Source organism: Rhodococcus sp. NPDC056506 (genome assembly GCF_042794945.1).
GTDB lineage: Bacteria > Actinomycetota > Actinomycetes > Mycobacteriales > Mycobacteriaceae > Rhodococcus_F.
This window is the reverse complement of sequence record NZ_JBHTSW010000004.1, coordinates 146,840-164,562: the sequence shown is the minus strand read 5'-3', so window position 1 is coordinate 164,562 and position 17,723 is coordinate 146,840. Positions and strand designations below refer to the sequence as shown.

Below are 17,723 nucleotides of genomic sequence, written 5' to 3'. Positions count from 1 at the left end.
AACGCCCGGTTGCCCTGTGGATCGTTCACGACGTCAGCCCTTGTCTGCCAACTCTTGTGCGTACTTCTTCGTCATGTGGTCGACGGCGTCGAGTTGCGCCTTGGCATGCCCCTCCCGGACGGCCCGCGCGTGAGCTGCCGCATCGAGCGTCGCCTGCGCCTGCCCTTGGAAATGCGGAAAGACCTCCTGCGCGAACAACTCTGCCGAACGTCGGGTGTCCTGCGGGTTCGCCCAATCGTGACCCATCTGCAGCATGCAGCCGAAACCACCGGACTGGTCCCACAGCCGTTGCACCTGCCGCCTGGCCTGCTCCGGTGTGCCGATGACACCGATCCCGGCTTCGTTGATGAAGTCGATCATCTCGCTCAGCCGCGCACCGGAGACCGCCATCTGCGGGAAGGCCGCGACGTGCTGGAAATAGTCGAACCACTCCTCGATGCCGTATTCGACCTGCTTGCGTGCTTCCGCCTCGGTTTCGGCGATGTGGAAAGGCCCGGCAAGAGACCACTGACGACGATCCACCGTCGTCCCGTTGACCTCCGCGCGCTCCTCCATGACATTCCAGTGGTGAGCCAAGGCGTCGAAACCGTCGGCGGACAACGTTGCTCCGATGGAGAGCAGCCCCAGACCGTGCGTACCCGCCAGGCGAGGACCGGTCGGGGAAGCCACTGCGGCCACGGTGATTTCGATGCCGTTCTCCGAGTACGGAGCGAGTTGCAGCTTGGCGTCGTACAACTCGTGAGTTCGGGTCTTCGCGGAAACCGTCTCGCCACGAAGAAGGCGTACGACGATGTCGAGGTTCTCCTGCAACAACTCTCGGGTGTCCGTCGGGTTCAAACCGATCATCGCCGAATCGGTGGGCAACGAACCGGGACCGACTCCGAAGATGGTGCGCCCCTGAGTCAGGTGGTCCAACTGCATGATTCGATCCGCTGCCCACAGCGGGTTGTGATACGACAGCGACGTGACACCCGTGCCGAAACGAATCCGCGGTGCGCGCTGCGAGGCTGCAGCGATCATGATTTCCGGCGACGCGATGATCTCGCTTCCGGCAGAGTGATGCTCACCGAACCACGCCTCGTCGTAGCCCAACCGGTCGAGGTGCTCGACCAGTTCGAGATCGCGCTGCAGTGCGGCGGTGGGATTGCGTCCGGGGACGTGGAACGGTGCCATGAAATACCCGAAACGAAGCCTGCTCATGAGTTCTCCTAGTGCTGTGGGCCAACTCCTGGCCGTGCACCGGAAACGCTATCTGCGACGTGACCGTGGTCACAGTGCACGAAAGTGGACAATCTCAGACCCGCTGATCGGCGAGTTTCTGCTCGTAGACCAACTTCACGAACTCGGCACGGTTACGTACGTGCAAAACGGCAAGGATGCGACTGACGTACTTCTTCACCGTGTCCGGACTGAGCGACAAGATCACCGCAATTTCGTCGTTGGTATGACCGTCCGCCAACAGCTCCGCGAGATCGATCTGCCTGGGCGTCAGCTTCTCTCGCCATCCCGGCTCGCGCTGACCGGGAAGTGTTTGACACAGCAGCGACAATTGCCTGCCCACAATGCCCAATCCTGCGATGTCGCGCCCTGAAAGATCCTTGCCTTCGGAATCGAAGATCCCCACCAGACCGTGACCACCGTGGGCCAGCTGGAGATGCATCACCGACGCGCTGTGCAGTCGTTTGCGATAGAGAAAATCCCGCAGGTAGGTCGCCGACTGCGAAGGGACGTCGGCCAACTGGGTGTGCGTGATCGCCGGGGAGGACAACAGCGTCGCCCGTGATTGCGCCGTCGCAAAGACGTCGTCGAGGTACCAATGCGCTTGGTACTCGTCGAGGATCGGCGTGATCCGCCCGGTCGTCACCGGATTCGGATCGGCGAACGCTGTCGTGAAGGTAGGACCGGCGAGGAATGTGGTGTTTGGGCAGCCGTAGTGATCATGCAAGGCCACCATGAGGAGGTTCTTGAGCTGATCGAGCGTTCTCGCCGCCGAGCAGTAATCGAGGATCGCGAAAACACGGTCGTAGTCCGTCGCAGACAAAGCCACGTCGCCGCCACCACGCACGTCTACCACCTCACCGGAACTATGATCCAGATCACTCACCGAACAGCATAGGCACTGCGCTCGCGAAACGGACAAGTTCCGCCCCTACCTGCACTGTTGACGTCGATACCGGATACTGACCCCTATGTCGGAACTCGGAAAAGAACCAGACGAGAAGCAGAAGGCAGTTCTGGAGCGGCACGCCTCATGGATCGAATTGTTCTTCGACCTCGTCGTGGTTGCCGGCATCGGTCAGCTCGCTCACCTGCTCCACGGTTCACCGTCCTGGTCGGATGTCGGGCTCTACGCCTTGCTCTACCTCGCGTTCTGGACCGCGTGGGCGACGTTCACGATGTACGGCAACGTTGCCGGCGACCGGGTGCGAATTCCGAGCATGCTGATCGCCATGTTCGGGCTGGCCGTCATGATGGCGGCAGTGGCCGGCATCCACGACAACCATGCGCTGGCCTTCGCTGTCGCCTACGTAGCCGTACGTCTGCTGGCTAGTCGCGTGTGGCACAACGGTCAGATCGTCGTCGACTGGCCGATCGCCCAGATGTCACTTGGTGTGATTCCGTGGATCGTCTCGTTCTGGTTCGAGGGAGACACCCGCTTCTGGCTCTGGACTGCCGGTGTCACCATCGACCTACTGATCATGTTCGTCGTCTCCGGCAGCGCGATCATGGAAGACGCTCAGGAAAAGCTCGACCGCATCATCAAGGTCCGCGGGTTCAAGGACCACCGAATGCCGGAACTCGAAGCCCTGCACTCCGATCGGGCCCACCTTGCCGAGCGCTTGGGCCTGTACGTCATCATCGTGCTCGGCGAGGGCGTGATTCTCGTGATTTCTGCGGCCTCGAAGCTCACCTGGGACTCGACGGTGGTCAGCCTCGCCGTCGGATCGTTTGTCCTGCTCTCGGGCATGTGGGCGCTCTCGCTTCTCTACGGCCACGCCGGTGTTCCGCACCTGCAGGCCGAGAAGTTTCCCGCCCGCATCGACATGGCCCTGCACTGTTTCACCACTGGGGCGATCGCAGTTCTGGTCGCGGGCCTCGGGGCGGCCACCGAACACGGCGCGGAACACACGCCCGCGAACCTGCGGTGGTTGTTGTGCGGAAGCATCGCAGTCTATTTCGGTATCAGCACCGTGGCCGGATTGTTTGCGCGAACGGATCGACGGTGGTTGCTCGGCTGGGCACTCCCCTGCACTGCAATCCCCATCATCATGGGCATCGTCGGCACGCATATGAGCGCTACGTGGATCATCTGGGTGCTGGTGGCCACCGTGACCTGGCAGAACGGCTACGAGTACGCGCAGGTGAGGCGTTCGCGCCGCTCTGCTGTGCGCCTTTATTAACCCCCCGCGGTTAATAAAGGCGCACAGCAGGGAGGGTTTTTACCCGCACTGCCGGGTCGTAGCGATAAGGCTGCGCCAAGAGGATTCCGGCCAATCGTTTACGCAACCTCGATATCTCGGCCCGGACGGTCACCGTCTTGCGCGGATCACCGAACAGCTGTGAGGCGAGCTGCGAGGCCGTGAGACCCTCGGGCGCCTGGGTCAGAGCCACGAGGATCTGCGAATGGCGCGGGCTGAGGTCGATACTCCAGCTCCCCATGGCCGAGGAGTACCGCAGTTCCATCGCATTGGGATCTCGTAGGTCCAATTCGACTTCGGCACAGACAGTTCCGGACGCCGGGTTCACCTGAGGACGGATGAGCCAACCACCCGGAAGCGGCTCGCACATACATAATCCGAGCGACGGGAGCCAATGCTCGCCGCTGCTCATCACTTTCGGCAGAGCAATGCGGTAGATCGGCGCCATCGAATCCACGGCCGCGACCCAGCCACCACGGTCCACGACCACTGTCGGCTGACTCGCGCGAGCCAGTGTCGACGCCGAGATCATCCGGAGCTGATCCAATCCGATTCGATACTTCTCCCGCAGTGCGGATTCCGCCAGCCTGGCCACACTGTCAACCAGTGCGAGGGTCGAAGGGTGGACCGTGTCTGCTGCGCCGGCGACGTTGACGACGGCGATGGCCCGGCGACTACGCGGATCCCGAACCGTCGCTCCGGAGCAGGTCCACGGATGCTGCGAGCGTGAGTAGTGCTCGGCCGAGAACACCTGCACTGCCGAACCTGATGCCAAGGACGTGCCGATCCCGTTGGTACCGACAGCTTCCTCGGTCCACGACGCACCCTCGATCATCCCGAGCCGTTCGGCCCGATCCAGCATTCGACTGGGCCCGTGTCGCCAGAGGATGCGTCCGTGGCGGTCGGCCACCACGATCAGATTCGCGTCGCCTGGGCCGACGAGTGGCGCCAGACCGTGCACCGCCTCGTCGAAGATCTCCGTCATGCCGGCGGCGCGTCGGCCCTCTTCGATCTCGGATTCGCGGCCCGTCTTGGTGATCGAGCACCGCTCCGGATCAACTCCGAGCGCACGCAGACGCGACCACGAATTCGCGATGACGGAGCGCGGACGCGCAGGCGGCTTGCGCCCCGACATCGTTGCTTCGTACACGGATTCGAGAACACGTGCGTACTGCGCCGGGTCTTCACCACTACCCAAGGCCGGTTCGAGTCGATTCGTTGCGCCGATCACACTCCAGTCCTATGCGACGGGGTCACCGAAAGCGAGCGTTGCACCCGGTTGCAGAGTTGTCCGCGTTGAGGGGTCTCCCCAGCGCCGAGAGCACCGACTCGTGCATTGCCTCCGAGAGCGTCGGATGAGCAAACACGACCTCGGCGAGATCCTCGCCGGTGGCTTCGAGGGATCTGGCGATTCCGAACCCCTGAATCTGCTCGGTCACGTCCGGACCGACCATGTGCGCGCCGAGCAGTTCCCCGGTATCGGCGTCGAAGATCGTCTTGACGAAGCCTTCGGCCTCACCGATCGCCAATGCCTTGCCGTTCGCCTGCAGGTCGAAGTGCCCGACGCGCAACGTGCGACCAGAGTCGGCGCATTGCTTCTCCGTCAGACCGAGACTCGCTACCTGAGGGCGGGCATACGTGCAACCAGGAACGTAGTCACGATCGAGCGGGTGAACATCGGGCACGCCGGCAAGCTTTTCGACGCACAGGACGGCTTCGTGACTTGCCTTGTGCGCCAGACACGGAGCGCCCGCGACGTCGCCGATGGCGTAGATCCCGAAAGCACTGGTGCGGCACCACTCGTCGGTGACGATCGCACCGCGCTCGATCTCGACACCCACGGCTTCCAACCCGAGATCCTCGACGTTGCCGGTAATTCCGGCCGCCACCAAAACCCGGTCCACGGTCAACGCGTGGACACCGTTGCTCGTCTGCACATTCACCTCGACGGCGTCGGCGCCGACGGTTACCGCCGACACCGAGGCTCCGGTGTGAATCGTGATGCCCCGCTTCTCGAACTGCTTGCGAACGAAGCCGGAGATCTCCTCGTCCTCGACCGGCATGATGTGCGGTGCCATCTCCACGATGGTCACCTCGGTTCCGAGATCGCGGTACAGGCTGGCGAATTCGACTCCGATCGCGCCGGACCCGATCACGAGCAGCGACTTCGGCAGTTCATTCGGGACGAGTGCGTCGAAGTAGGTCCACACCCGGTCGCCGTCCGGAGCGACACCGGGTATCGAGCGCGGCCGGGCGCCGGTTGCAATGATGACGTGGTCGGCTCGATACGTCCGACCTTCCACGGATACGACGCCCTTGTCCACCAACTTCGCAGTTCCGGAGATGACGTCGACGGCGTTCTTCTTCATCAGATAGGCAACACCGCCGGACAACCGCTCCGAAACGCCACGGCTGAACGCCACCAACTTCGAGATGTCGAATTCAACAGACGCCGAACTGAATCCGTATGTGTCGAGTTCGCTCAAGGTATGCGCGACGTCAGCGCCGTGAAGCATTGCCTTGGTGGGGATACAGCCCCAGTTGAGGCAGATACCACCGAGGCGATCACGTTCGACCAGCGCAACGCTCAACCCCAACTGGGCAGCCCGGATCGCCGCAACGTACCCACCCGGGCCGCCGCCGATGACAAGAACGTCGTACTTCTGAGACGTATTGCTTTCCACCACAGCCCCTTACACCAACATCAGCGCGGGAGAAGCAACAAAGCGCTGGAGTTCGCGAAGGAAGATCGCACCCAACGCTCCGTCGATCACCCTGTGATCGCACGAGAGGGTCACGGTCATCAGCGTCCGAATCGAGACGGTGTCGCCGACCACCACGGCCCGCTTCTCCCCCGCACCAACGGCGAGAATCGCACCCTGGGGCGGATTGATGATCGCGTCGAAGGACTTGATCCCGAACATACCGAGGTTGGACACCGTGAAGGTTCCACCCTGGAATTCTTCGGGACGGAGTTTGCCGGTCTTCGCCTTGGTGGCCAACGCGAGCACCTCACCGGAGATGTCCGCCAACGACTTGGTGTTCGCACTGCGCACGATGGGCGTGATCAAACCGGTCGGAAGTGCAACTGCCACCGAGACATCCGCCGACGCGAATCGAAGAACCGATTCGTTCGCGGCATCGAACTGGACGTTCACGTCCGGCACCTTCATCAGCGCGGCGGCGCAGGCTTTCACGATGAAGTCGTTGACCGACAACTTGACCGCCGGGACGGTCGAATTGATCTCCTTGCGCAGAGCGAGGAGCGCATCGAGCTCGAGATCCGCCGAGAGCCGGAAATGGGGAGCCTGCTGCTTGGACGCCTGCAACCTACCGGCGATTGCCGATCGCATGGGTGTGAAAGGAACTGTGTCGTAATCGGGTTCGACGGCAACGGTTCCCGTCTCGGCTGCCGCATCAGGTAGGAGCTGCGCGGAACGGGCGGCGTCGTGCACGTCGGCGACGCAGACGCGCCCCCTCGAGCCCGTCGGACGACAGTCGTGCAAATTGACGCCCAGCGATTGCGCAGTTCTGCGTGCGACCGGGGTGGCCGGTACGGCGCTGTCATCGACAGTCGATCGCAGCGGAAGTCCGGATCTCGTGGCCGGCACTACCGGCGCAACAGTGCCACCGGCGTCACGAATCGCGTCGTCGATGTCTCGGACACTGATCCGTCCGAGTGGGCCCGTACCCACCACGGCGGCGAGATCGATTCCGAGTGCTTCGGCACGTCGGAGTGCGCGAGGACTGGCAAACACGTCACTCTGAGTCGTGCCCTGCAGAACGCTCGGTACGACGGTGGAGCCGGTTGGTGCAGGTTTCGGCGCAACAACCACCTTCGCAGCCGGCGTCGGCAGGGGTGTCGCGGGAGCCGCCGGCGCGGCAGCTGGTGACGGTGCCGACTCTTCCGGCGGCGCGGTTGCGCCGCGGGCGGCGAGGAACTGCTCGATCTCCTCATCCGTCGTGGACGCGTCGGCGGACACACCGATCACGGCACCGACGGGCAGAGTCTGCCCAGGTGTGCCGACGATCTTGCGGAGAACACCGTCGAACGGCGCCTCCAGCTCGTTGGTGATCTTGCTGGTCTCGATCTCACAGATCAATTGGCCCTTGGTGAACGACTCGCCTTCCCCGATGAGCCAGGCGTTGACCAACCCCTCCTCCATGGAGAGCCCCCACTTGGGGATGTCGATAGCTTTGATATCCGCCATGATCAGGCTCTCACCAGCTTGCGAACCGACTCTTCGATGCGCGCCGCGTCAGGCAGCCAGGCAGTTTCGAGGGTCGGTGAGAACGGAACCGGCGTGTGCGGCGGCGTGATCAGTCCGATCGGCGCTTTCAGGTAGTTGAAACCCTTGGTGGCGATCAATGCGGCCACGTCGTGCCCGAAGCCGCAGCGGGCGGCGGATTCGTCGACGATCACAACCCTTCCGGTCGACGCGACGGATTCGAGAATGCCATCCTCGTCCAATGGGGAGACGGTACGAGGATCGACGACCTCCACCGAAATACCCTCTGCTGCCAGCTTGTCCGCTACGTCGTTGGCGCGGTTCACCATCGCGGACAAAGCGATGATCGTGACGTCGTCGCCCTGCCTGGTGTAGTTGGCGACGCCGAACGGAATCGCGTAGGGCTCGTCCGGCACTTCGTCCTTGAGGTCGTAGAGAACCTTGTGCTCACAGAAGACGACGGGATCGTCGTCCCGGATAGCTTGGATGAGAAGGCCTTTTGCGTCGTAGGCATTGGACGGAGCGACCACCTTCAGACCAGGCACCGCCGCGAACACGTTGTACGGGGACTGAGAATGCTGGGCAGCGGCGGAGAATCCTGCGCCGATCATGCCTCGCACCACCAGCGGAGTTCTGGCCTTGCCACCGAACATGTAGCGGAACTTGGCAGCCTGGTTGTAGAGCGCGTCGTAGGAAACTCCGAAGAAGTCCATGAACATCGACTCGGCGACCGGCCGAAGTCCGGTCAGTGCGGCTCCGGCAGCCATTCCGATGATCGCGGATTCGGTGATCGGGGTGTCGATGACACGCTCCGATCCGAACTCCGTCCACAGGCCCTTGGTGACCCCGAGGACACCGCCGAACGCCTCGATCTTCTTCGTCTCCAGATCGGGATTGGTACCGGCATGCCCGCCGCGTACGTCCTCACCGATGAGGACTACGCTCGGATCTCGTTGCATCTCTTGGGCGATGGCCTCTTTGACGGCCTCGCGGTAAGTCTTCTTCGACACGTTCTTGGTTTCCACGCTTGTCATCTCGGGCTCCTCAGTACGACACGTAGACATCGGTCAGCAGATTCTCGACGGGTGGATACGCCGCGGCGCGCGCCTTCGCTACCGCCTCGTCCACCAACACTCGCGACTGCTCGTCCACGGCGTCCAGATCAGCGAAGCTGACCTTCTTCGCGTCGACACTGCTACGGAAGTTCTTGAGCGGATCTTTGGTTTCCCGCAGTTGCGCAACCTGTTCCGCCGTGCGGTACAGCTGCGCGTCGCCCTCGAAGTGGCCGTGCCAACGGAATGCCGCCGCCTCGATCGTGGTGGGGCCACCGCCGGTCCGGGCACGCTCGGATGCTTCCGCCATTGCGTCGTAGACCGCGAAGAAGTCGGTGCCGTCCACCTTGACGGCAGGCATGCCGAAGGATGCGGCGCGCGCGGCGATGTCGGGTGCACCGACGGCGTAGTCGGTTCCGGTGGCCTCCCCGAATCCGTTGTTCTCGATCACGAAGACGATCGGAAGATCCAGCACCACAGCCATGTTCATCGCCTCGAAGACGGTTCCCTGGTTGGATCCACCGTCACCCGTGAACGAGGCTGCGATGACACCGTTTCCGAGCGTCTTACCACTCAGTGCCGCACCGATCGCCAACGACGGTGCGCCGCCGACAATCGCGTTGGCGCCGAGCATTCCCACGGACAGGTCGGCGATGTGCATCGAACCACCCTTGCCGCGACACAGGCCGTCGTCCTTACCGAAGATCTCGGCCATCATGCCGTTGAGGTCACAGCCCTTGGCAATGCAGTGCCCGTGACCGCGGTGAGTGGATCCGATGTAGTCGGCGTCGCTCAGGTTCTCGCACACTCCGACGGCGATGGCTTCCTGGCCCGAGTAGAGGTGAATGAAGCCGGGGATGTCACCGGTTGCATTCTCTTCGTGCAAGCGATCCTCGAAGGCACGGATACGTGACATCTTCTCGTACGCCTTCAGCAATGCTTCCCGGCCCAGCCCTGAATGAGGCTTGGCCCCGGTCTTTTTCGATCCTGGCGTTGTCGGCTTCGGCGCCGTCCGTTGAACCACCGTCACACTCCTCGTTCTCGATCACTCGTCGCCATGCAGTGTCGTGTAGGTCACGGGCGAAGAGAAAGAGTTGCGCACGGTTGCCGGGAGTTGCGAAGGGTTGCAGCTGTTGACTTTCGAGCGTTGATTAGGCGCCGCTCAGGCTGCCGCGTCTGATCTTGGACAGCGCGCGGTGTTGGACGAGTTCGACGGCGCTCGTTGTTGTTCTCAGTGACAGCGCCGTCTCGCGCACGTCGAAACCGACAACGATGCGAGCTACCAAAACGTTGCGTTCGACGGCCGACAGATCGCCGAAAGGCAGAGTGAGTCGACTCGATGCTGGTAGCGAATCGATTTCGCGACTGATCGCGTCGTACAGATGCGCGAGGAACGCTTCTCCGGCGCGTCTTCGTCGCCGGATGTCGGACAGGACGGATCGGCAGATACCGACGGCAATACGATCAGCGTCGAGCGGTCGCAGTTCGGCACGACAGCGCCGCGTCACCAGAGGCACGATGCGTTTGAGGAGTTCTGCAATCGCGTCCCGATCCCCTCGGGACGCATCGTCGGCAACACTGTCGATCGAACGTCCACCTGCCCTGCTTGTCATTGCGATCTCCCCCTGGTTCGGCCCTTGGTCGAATTCCCGACTACTGCTCAGGTTTTGAACTCGTCAGGGGCGTATCGGCTCGGGGCAGATCCCGGTTTGTTCCCCGATGATGTTGATCTCGGCGTTGGAACGAGGGTCGGCGCCGTAGTTGATCTGGTCGGTGCACTTCTCTGAGGGCTCGACGGCATCGGGTGGGAGCGGCGCAGGACACGAACCCATCCGCTCTCCGATGCTGTTGATCTCCGCATTCGAACGAGGGTCACCCGCATAGTTGATCTGATCGGTGCACCTGGTCGACTCGGTAGGCGGACCAGGGGCCACAGGGGCAACCGCGCTGGTCGAGACCGGGGTCCAGGCCGGCGCTGCTCCGCCCGCCGGGGCTCCGGGAGTGGATGTGTCCGCACCGCCGCCCACCGAGTTCGAGCTTTCGACTGTCTCCGACGTGGTCGCTGGGGTCGGCGGCGGTGCGGTCGTCGACGCCGCGACCACCGACGTAGTCGTCGATTCGGGTCCTGGCGCGCTGGTGTCGTCACTCGAACACCCGGCCATCGCGCACACCACTCCGATCGTCAGTACGGCAAGCAGCACTCGCGGACGCCGAGTCTTGTTGGTCAGCAATACTTCAGGCATTTGCTCTCGCACTCCTCGATACGCGGATCAGCTCGTTCCGCCCAAGCGGTGAACACCGACGTGACTCACTCTAGAAGCCCGATTCCATCGGTTTCGTAACAGAATTCCGGCGGTCGCGTACCAACTCTCGACGGTCCCGACATTCATACGATTACGTAACGGTAGGTGGTGAAACGCCGATATCGAGATCACGTGTGATCCTATGAAAAGTGCGCATGCCGATGAGACAGTTCGCACCGGCCGGGGAGGGGAAAGTGTTGTATCGGAATGAGATCTGCGAGGGCCGAACAGGCCGCACTCGCAGGCTGTTCGGTACGGCACTCGCGACAGCGGCCCTCGGAGCGTCCGTGATCACCGGATGCGGGTCCACCCAGGGTGTTGTGATCGAAGGCGATGTCGCTTCCACCGGATTGTCCGTCACACAGCCCGCCGACCTGGCCAGACGGGTTGCCGAGAATTCGAGGTTGGGCCGTGCGCTTCTCGACGACCCCGGGGTGTCGGAGGGTGTGAAGACAGAACTCCGATCGTGCCCGGACTGGTATCCGATCTCTGTCGGATCCATCCTTCTCGATCCAGGCGCACCTCGTATCGTGCCGGAGACCGAACTGATCGTCATGAATGTGTATCCGTGCCAACCGGCCCACCAACCCGGGACCGGAGTATCGATTTCGGTCAACCTCGCCGGCTACGTCTACCGCAGCGGCAAGGCCGGTTCGAGTGAAGACAATCCCGAACTAGGTGAGCGCCTGTTCTCCGTCGAAGAGCGCGGAAAGTTCATCGTCAGCGGTCAACGCGCCGCGAGTTTGTCTGTCCTGGAAACGGATCCGCGGCCACCGGAGTTCGAATGTTGCCCCCGTCCACCGCTTCGGACCGAGTTCCACTGGGATGGAACGGAGTTCATCCGTGATTGATCGCCGTCGTCGCGCGCTGCTCGCCGAGCTCTGCCTGCCGGTCGCGTTTGCTCTCGCCTCCTGTTCCACCGAGCCTGAAACAGAACCCACTCCGAATATCGCAGCATCACTCGACCCCTCGGATCTCTCACAGGGCTTGAGCATCGATCCTGTTGCCCTCGTCAGAGCAGACCCGGAAGTGTCCGATGCGGTCAAGGACAGTCTCCGGTTGTGCGGTGATGCGAACTTCCCCTTCGAAATCCGGTACTCCCACGTGACGGACGCCGTTTGGCAAGATGCCGTCGTCAATGTCTTCACCTGCGAGTCTGTCGGCATCTGGGGACGACCGGCCCCACCGGTCAGCTTCATGGTCGCCGGATTCGTCTACCAGATCGACGAATCGGGCGCTCACAAAGTCTTCGGAGTGCAAGACCCAGGACGCTACGTCGTCGGCTCAACCGGAGGATTGTCGGTCATGGTCGACCTGTGCAAAGACCCCGGCATTCCGGAGTTCTGTCAATCGTCGACTGCATACAAGTGGACCGGTGAAGGGTTTGAGAGTGTTCCGTTCCCATGAAAGCGAAGGCCGATGACCGATCCGTTGATTTTGCTGGTCGAAGACGACGCTGTCATCCGCGAAGCAACGCAATTGAATCTCGAACGCAACGGGTTTCGGGTGATCACCGCATCGGGTGGGTTGACCGGAATGGATTTGGCGGTCGACGCCAAGCCGGATATCGCCGTCCTCGACGTGATGCTTCCCGACCTGAACGGAATCAGCCTGTGCCGACGCATTCGTGAGGAACTGTCGGTGCCGGTCATCATGCTGTCCGCGCGCGACGACCCGGTCGACATAGTTCTCGGATTGGAAGCCGGTGCCGACGACTACGTCACCAAGCCCTTCGACAGCGGTGTCCTGGTGGCCCGTATCCGAAGTGTGCTCAGGCGGGTCGAATCCCATTCCGGTACGGAGAAAGACATCGTGAATCTCGGCGATCTGGAGATCGATCGCGAGTTGGTGACCGTCACGCGTTCGGGCGCCGAAGTGGCACTCACCCCCACTGAAATGAAGCTGCTCCTGGTCATGGTGAGTGTGCCGCGGAAAGTCTGGTCTCGCTCCGAACTGCTCTCGGACGTCTGGGATTACGACTGGGGCGGCGATACGCGCATCGTCGACGTTCACGTTCAGCGATTGCGCACGAAGATCGGCTCCGAACAGATCCGAACCGTCCGGGGGTTCGGCTACACGATGGACAACCATCGGTGAGATCGCGGGATCTCGCCGCCAAGCTCCCGTCCACCGGGAGGCGGTTGTCGTTTCAGTGGAAGATCGCGGCGGCCATCACGTTCGTGATTGCCGTCGCCTCGATCACGCTCAGTACCGTGATGCATCAAACCTTTTCACACAACCAGGAGGATGCAGCGCGGGCTGCAGCTGACCGCAATCTCCAACTGGTGCTGCAGGACGAAACAGGCAGCATGCGTGCATTGTTCCGCGCCACCACGGATGGCCTGGACGTTCCGGAAGAGTTACGCGAGGCCGTCGCCGGCGGCAAACGCGCCACCTACCTCGTCGACAGTGGCGACCAACCATTCGTCTGGGCAGCTGCCGACGTGAACACTCAGGTGGTGGCGATTCGCGTCCCGTACACCGCGCAGCGGGAATCGATCGCCAGCGTCGATCGGACACTGCGCAATGCCACCGTCGCTGTGATCGCAGCGGGTGCCGTCCTGGGTGTGCTGCTTGGGCTCGCGATGTCGTATCGTTTGCGCTCGGCCGCCCGTGCGGCACGCAAAGTGTCTACCGGAGCGGACATCCGCGTCCGCTCGGTCACCTGGTCACTCTTCGACGACGAGATCACCGAACTGGCGGATGCAGTCGACGCGATGTCCGATGCGCTACGGGGTCAGCTCGACGCCGAAAAGCGTGTGACAGCCAACATCGCGCACGATCTCCGGACGCCCATCTCCGGACTGGTCGGCGCCGCAGAGCTTCTACCGCCCGGCAGGCCAACCGAATTGGTGCGCGACGGCGTCCATAAACTCAGGAGACTCGCCGAGGACGTCATCGAAGTGGCCCGCCTCGACACCACCTCCGAGCAGGCAGACATCCAATCGGTGGAACTGGCACCGGTGGTGCGTCACGCGATTTCCACCACCGGGGTCGAGTGTGTAGTGAGTGCTCACGGCGCCCCCGCGTCGTACACCGACGCACGCAGACTCGAACGGATCATCGCCAACCTGATCTTGAATGCTCGCAATCACGGAAAGTCGCCGATCATTGTCGACGTCGACCACTCCCGCATCACCGTGCGGGATCGAGGCAGCGGTTTCACTGAAGAGTGGCTTCGCCAGGGGCCGAAGAGATTTCAGACCGATTGCGTCGAACGCGGCCCGAACTCGGGCCTGGGCCTCGGCTTGACGATCGTAGTGGGGCAAGCGGCGGTCATCGGCGCTCGTATCGACTTCGCGAACCATCCGAACGGGGGCGCGGTGGTGACGGTCGACCTCCCCGAATGCTCGTCGGACGAGTTCGATTGACACCGGTGCAGTTCGGTCGATCGGCCGGGACACAGTGCCCCGGCCGATCATTGGTGCTTCAGGCTCAAACCTGTCCGACAGTAACTCCGGTGCGAACGTCCGGTGCACCGAGGCGCGCCGCATCAGCCGTCAGGTCATCGGGCTGCTCCTGAGATTCCCGCTCGGCTGCAACGCGCAACCGGTAGTGCTCGATCTCCTCGGCAATGTGCTCGGGAGTCCAACCGAGCACCGGTGCAACCAGTTCCGCCACTTCGGCAGCTGCCGCATCGCCGCGATCGGTAACCTCGATGGAGATGCGAGTACGACGGGTCAGGATGTCGTCGAGATGCTGCGCACCCTCGTGGCTCGCAGCGTAATGGATCTCTGCCTTCAGGTACTCGGGAGCGGAGTCCAACGGTTGCCCCAGTTCCGGTCGCGCCTCGACGAGTTCGAACAACTCGTCGGCCAGAGTGCCGTACCGACCCAGTAGGTGCTCGATGGTCGAAACGTGCAGTCCCGTGCGCTCAGCGGTGAGATGCCGATTATTGTGCGCGGCGAAGTAGCCGTCGGCACCCACCAGTTGGATACGCTCGGTGCAGGACTTCGGCACCTTCTGTTCCAATCCGTGCACCGCGGAATCGACAGCGTCCTTGGCCATCACGCGGTAAGTGGTGTACTTGCCACCGGCGACCACCGTCAAACCTCGGACCGGACTCGACACTGCATGCTCACGCGAGAGAGTGCTGGTCGAATCCGATTCGCCGAACAGCAACGGACGCAACCCCGCGTACACACCGACGACGTCCTCGTGCGTCAACTCGTCCTGAAGGAGCTTGTTGACATGTCCGAGGATGTAGTCGATATCGCTTCGGCTGGCTGCCGGATGCGCGAGGTCGAGGTTCCAATCGGTGTCCGTCGTACCGATGATCCAGTGGCTTCCCCACGGGATCACGAACAGCAGGCTCTTCTCGGTTCGCGTGATGATCCCGGTCGAGGAGTTGATCCGGTTGCGCGGGACAACCAGATGCACGCCCTTGGAGGCACGAACCTGGAATTGTCCTCGCCCACCGACCATTTCCTGAATCTCGTCAGTCCACACGCCGGCCGCGTTGATGACCTGGCGAGCACGGATCTCGAAGGCGCGACCCGTTTCCAGATCCACCGCCTTCACACCGACCACACGGTCCTCCTCACGGAGAAAACCGACGACGCGAGTGCTGTTGACGCACAGAGCGCCGTACTCGGCTGCCGTGCGCGCCAGCATCATCGTGTGGCGGGCATCATCTACCTGACCCTCGTAGAACTTGACCGAACCCCGGATAGCAGAACGCTTTCCGGAAGGGAACGATTCGAGAGTCTTCTTCTTGCCCACATGCTTGTGGTGTGAAGGAACCCCGCGGCCTGCGCCCATCACGTCGTAGACGCCGATGCCCAGACCGACGTACGGCCGGTCGATCAGCTTCTCGAGCGGGTAGATGAACGGCACCGGCTTCGCGAGATGCGGGCACAGCGAGTTCAGAACCAGCGACCGCTCACGCAGCGCCTCGAACACGAGCGCAAAATTGAACTGCTCGAGGTAACGCAGTCCGCCGTGGAACAACTTGCTGGACCGACTCGAGGTTCCGGACGCGAAGTCGCGTGCCTCCACCAAGCCCACCTTCAGACCACGAGTCGCGGCGTCCAGCGCGCTACCCGCACCGACCACGCCACCGCCGATGACCAGGACGTCGAGTTCGGTTTCTTCCAACTTCTTCAGCGACTCCGCCCGCGAGGACGAACTCAATGCTTGTGCTGTGCTCATGAAAACTGTTCCTTCACTTGAAAATAGGTAGAAATGCGGGCGCCGCGATCAGTCTGCGTCGACCCAGTCGAGTGTCCGAGTGACGGCCTTCTGCCAGCCTGCGTACAGCCGGTCCCGCTCCGCCGAATCCATCGACGGCGTCCAACTCTTGTCCTTCGCCCAGTTGCTGCGAATGTCGTCCTCGCTCTCCCAGTACCCGACCGCGAGACCAGCGGCGTATGCAGCGCCCAAAGCCGTGGTCTCTGCCACGACCGGGCGGATCACCTCGACGTCGAGCAGATCGGCCTGGAATTGCATGAGGAGTTCGTTCGCGACCATTCCGCCGTCGACCTTGAGCACCTTCAAGTCGACACCCGAGTCGAGGTTCATCGCCTCGATCACCTCACGGCTCTGGTACGCAGTCGCTTCGAGCACCGCCCGGGCAAGGTGCCCCTTGTTCACGAACCGGGTCAGACCGACGATCGCGCCGCGTGCATCCGCGCGCCAATGCGGTGCAAACAGACCCGAGAACGCGGGCACGAAGTACGCGCCGCCGTTGTCCTCCACAGAGCGAGCGTTCACCTCGATGTCGGCCGCATTGTCGATCATGCCGAGGTTGTCCCGAAGCCACTGCACCAGCGAACCCGTCACGGCGATCGATCCTTCCAGCGCATAGACAGTGGGCTGCTCGCCGATCTTGTAACAGACCGTCGTCAGCAATCCGTTCTTGCTCATCACCTTTTCGGTGCCGGTGTTGAGGAGCACGAAATTGCCGGTTCCGTAGGTGTTCTTCGCTTCTCCGGGCGAGAGGCAGGCCTGGCCGAAGGTCGCAGCCTGCTGATCACCGAGGATTCCGGCGATCGGCACGCCGGACAGGGTGCCACGTTCACGGACGAATCCGAAGACCTCGGACGAGCTGCGGATCTCGGGAAGCATGGACTCCGGAATTCCCATGTCGGCACAGATCGCCGAATCCCAAGCGAGAGTGTCGAGATCCATCAGCAGGGTGCGCGAGGCGTTGGTCGGATCGGTGGCGTGCACTCCGCCTTGGACGCCGCCGGTCATGTTCCACAACACCCAGGTGTCCATCGTGCCGAAGCACAACTCGCCGGCTTCGGCCTTGTCGCGAGCGCCCTCGACGTTGTCGAGAATCCACTTGACCTTGGGGCCCGAGAAGTACGTTGCCAACGGCAGTCCGGTGACCTCGGTGTACTTCTTGGGGCCGTCTTCGCCCGCGAGCGCCGTGCAGATCCGATCAGTGCGTGTGTCCTGCCAGACGATCGCGTTGTAGACGGGCTTTCCGGTTGCTCGTTCCCAGACCACTGCCGTCTCACGCTGATTGGTGATTCCGACGGATGCGATGTCGGCTGCGGTCAAGTCTGCATTGGCGAGGGCGCCCGCCGTGACGTTGCGGACGTTGTCCCAGATCTCGATCGGATCGTGCTCGACCCAACCCGCCTGCGGGAAGATCTGCGAGTGCTCATGCTGCTCGACGGCAACCACGTGTCCACTGTGATCGAAGATCATGCAACGAGTGGAGGTGGTTCCCTGGTCTATCGCGGCTACGAACTGCGCCATCGTGCTACCCCT

At 62.5% G+C, this 17,723-nt stretch carries 16 protein-coding genes; 5 read left to right on the top strand and 11 right to left on the bottom strand.

Annotated features, from left to right (window positions below; translation table 11 throughout):
- Positions 1 to 33: 33 nt before the first annotated feature.
- The gene (locus ACFQ6H_RS06195; protein ID WP_235170101.1) at positions 34 to 1,200 is read right to left on the bottom strand and encodes an LLM class flavin-dependent oxidoreductase; all 1,167 of its coding nucleotides are present in this window, start codon (positions 1,198 to 1,200) and stop codon (positions 34 to 36) included.
- A gap of 94 nt (positions 1,201 to 1,294) precedes the next feature.
- Positions 1,295 to 2,104: a response regulator transcription factor gene (locus ACFQ6H_RS06190; protein WP_378446266.1), complete on the bottom strand. Its 810-nt coding sequence runs from the start codon at positions 2,102 to 2,104 to the stop codon at positions 1,295 to 1,297.
- Positions 2,105 to 2,189: 85 nt separating this feature from the next.
- Between ACFQ6H_RS06190 and ACFQ6H_RS06185 the strand changes: the two genes are divergently transcribed.
- Positions 2,190 to 3,401: a low temperature requirement protein A gene (locus tag ACFQ6H_RS06185; protein WP_378644720.1), complete on the top strand. Its 1,212-nt coding sequence runs from the start codon at positions 2,190 to 2,192 to the stop codon at positions 3,399 to 3,401.
- Between the two features lie 10 nt (positions 3,402 to 3,411).
- Here ACFQ6H_RS06185 and ACFQ6H_RS06180 read toward each other — a convergent pair whose 3' ends face one another.
- The 7 genes from ACFQ6H_RS06180 to ACFQ6H_RS06150 form a co-directional block, all read right to left on the bottom strand.
- Positions 3,412 to 4,650, bottom strand: a complete 1,239-nt coding sequence (locus tag ACFQ6H_RS06180) for a GAF domain-containing protein (RefSeq protein ID WP_378644717.1) — start codon at positions 4,648 to 4,650, stop codon at positions 3,412 to 3,414.
- Positions 4,651 to 4,672: 22 nt separating this feature from the next.
- Positions 4,673 to 6,106 (bottom strand): dihydrolipoyl dehydrogenase, encoded by a 1,434-nt coding sequence (lpdA, locus tag ACFQ6H_RS06175; protein WP_378644715.1) that lies wholly within the window; start codon positions 6,104 to 6,106, stop codon positions 4,673 to 4,675.
- A 6-nt stretch (positions 6,107 to 6,112) separates the two neighbouring features.
- Positions 6,113 to 7,630 (bottom strand): 2-oxo acid dehydrogenase subunit E2, encoded by a 1,518-nt coding sequence (locus ACFQ6H_RS06170; RefSeq protein WP_378644713.1) that lies wholly within the window; start codon positions 7,628 to 7,630, stop codon positions 6,113 to 6,115.
- 2 nt (positions 7,631 to 7,632) lie between these two features.
- The gene (locus ACFQ6H_RS06165; protein WP_378644711.1) at positions 7,633 to 8,682 is read right to left on the bottom strand and encodes an alpha-ketoacid dehydrogenase subunit beta; all 1,050 of its coding nucleotides are present in this window, start codon (positions 8,680 to 8,682) and stop codon (positions 7,633 to 7,635) included.
- 10 nt (positions 8,683 to 8,692) lie between these two features.
- Positions 8,693 to 9,616, bottom strand: a complete 924-nt coding sequence (locus ACFQ6H_RS06160) for a thiamine pyrophosphate-dependent dehydrogenase E1 component subunit alpha (protein ID WP_378446540.1) — start codon at positions 9,614 to 9,616, stop codon at positions 8,693 to 8,695.
- 235 nt (positions 9,617 to 9,851) lie between these two features.
- Complete coding sequence (locus ACFQ6H_RS06155; RefSeq protein ID WP_378644709.1) at positions 9,852 to 10,313, bottom strand: RNA polymerase subunit sigma; 462 nt, start codon at positions 10,311 to 10,313, stop codon at positions 9,852 to 9,854.
- Between the two features lie 63 nt (positions 10,314 to 10,376).
- Complete coding sequence (locus ACFQ6H_RS06150) at positions 10,377 to 10,943, bottom strand: hypothetical protein (RefSeq protein WP_378644707.1); 567 nt, start codon at positions 10,941 to 10,943, stop codon at positions 10,377 to 10,379.
- A 254-nt stretch (positions 10,944 to 11,197) separates the two neighbouring features.
- Here ACFQ6H_RS06150 and ACFQ6H_RS06145 point away from each other — a divergent pair, with 254 nt between their 5' ends.
- Genes ACFQ6H_RS06145 through ACFQ6H_RS06130 form a run of 4 tightly spaced genes read left to right on the top strand, consistent with a single transcriptional unit; the run spans position 11,198 to position 14,374 of the window.
- Positions 11,198 to 11,854, top strand: coding sequence for a hypothetical protein (locus tag ACFQ6H_RS06145; protein WP_378543235.1), 657 nt, complete (start codon positions 11,198 to 11,200; stop codon positions 11,852 to 11,854).
- On the top strand, positions 11,847 to 12,410 hold the full coding sequence (locus ACFQ6H_RS06140; RefSeq protein WP_378644705.1) for a hypothetical protein: 564 nt from the start codon (positions 11,847 to 11,849) through the stop codon (positions 12,408 to 12,410). Before ACFQ6H_RS06145 ends, ACFQ6H_RS06140 begins: the two co-directional genes overlap by 8 nt.
- Before the next feature lie 12 nt (positions 12,411 to 12,422).
- On the top strand, positions 12,423 to 13,100 hold the full coding sequence (locus ACFQ6H_RS06135) for a response regulator (RefSeq protein ID WP_378644703.1): 678 nt from the start codon (positions 12,423 to 12,425) through the stop codon (positions 13,098 to 13,100).
- Positions 13,097 to 14,374, top strand: coding sequence for a sensor histidine kinase (locus tag ACFQ6H_RS06130; protein ID WP_378644701.1), 1,278 nt, complete (start codon positions 13,097 to 13,099; stop codon positions 14,372 to 14,374). Before ACFQ6H_RS06135 ends, ACFQ6H_RS06130 begins: the two co-directional genes overlap by 4 nt.
- Positions 14,375 to 14,438: 64 nt before the next feature.
- Here the strand turns inward: ACFQ6H_RS06130 and ACFQ6H_RS06125 are convergent, their stop codons facing one another.
- Together ACFQ6H_RS06125 and glpK are read right to left on the bottom strand one after the other, a co-directional pair.
- Positions 14,439 to 16,154 carry a glycerol-3-phosphate dehydrogenase/oxidase gene (locus tag ACFQ6H_RS06125; RefSeq protein WP_378644699.1) on the bottom strand — a complete coding sequence of 572 codons (1,716 nt, stop codon included), beginning with the start codon at positions 16,152 to 16,154 and terminating at the stop codon, positions 14,439 to 14,441.
- Between the two features lie 48 nt (positions 16,155 to 16,202).
- Positions 16,203 to 17,711, bottom strand: a complete 1,509-nt coding sequence (gene glpK / locus ACFQ6H_RS06120) for a glycerol kinase GlpK (RefSeq protein ID WP_230814506.1) — start codon at positions 17,709 to 17,711, stop codon at positions 16,203 to 16,205.
- Between the last annotated feature and the right edge of the window lie 12 nt (positions 17,712 to 17,723).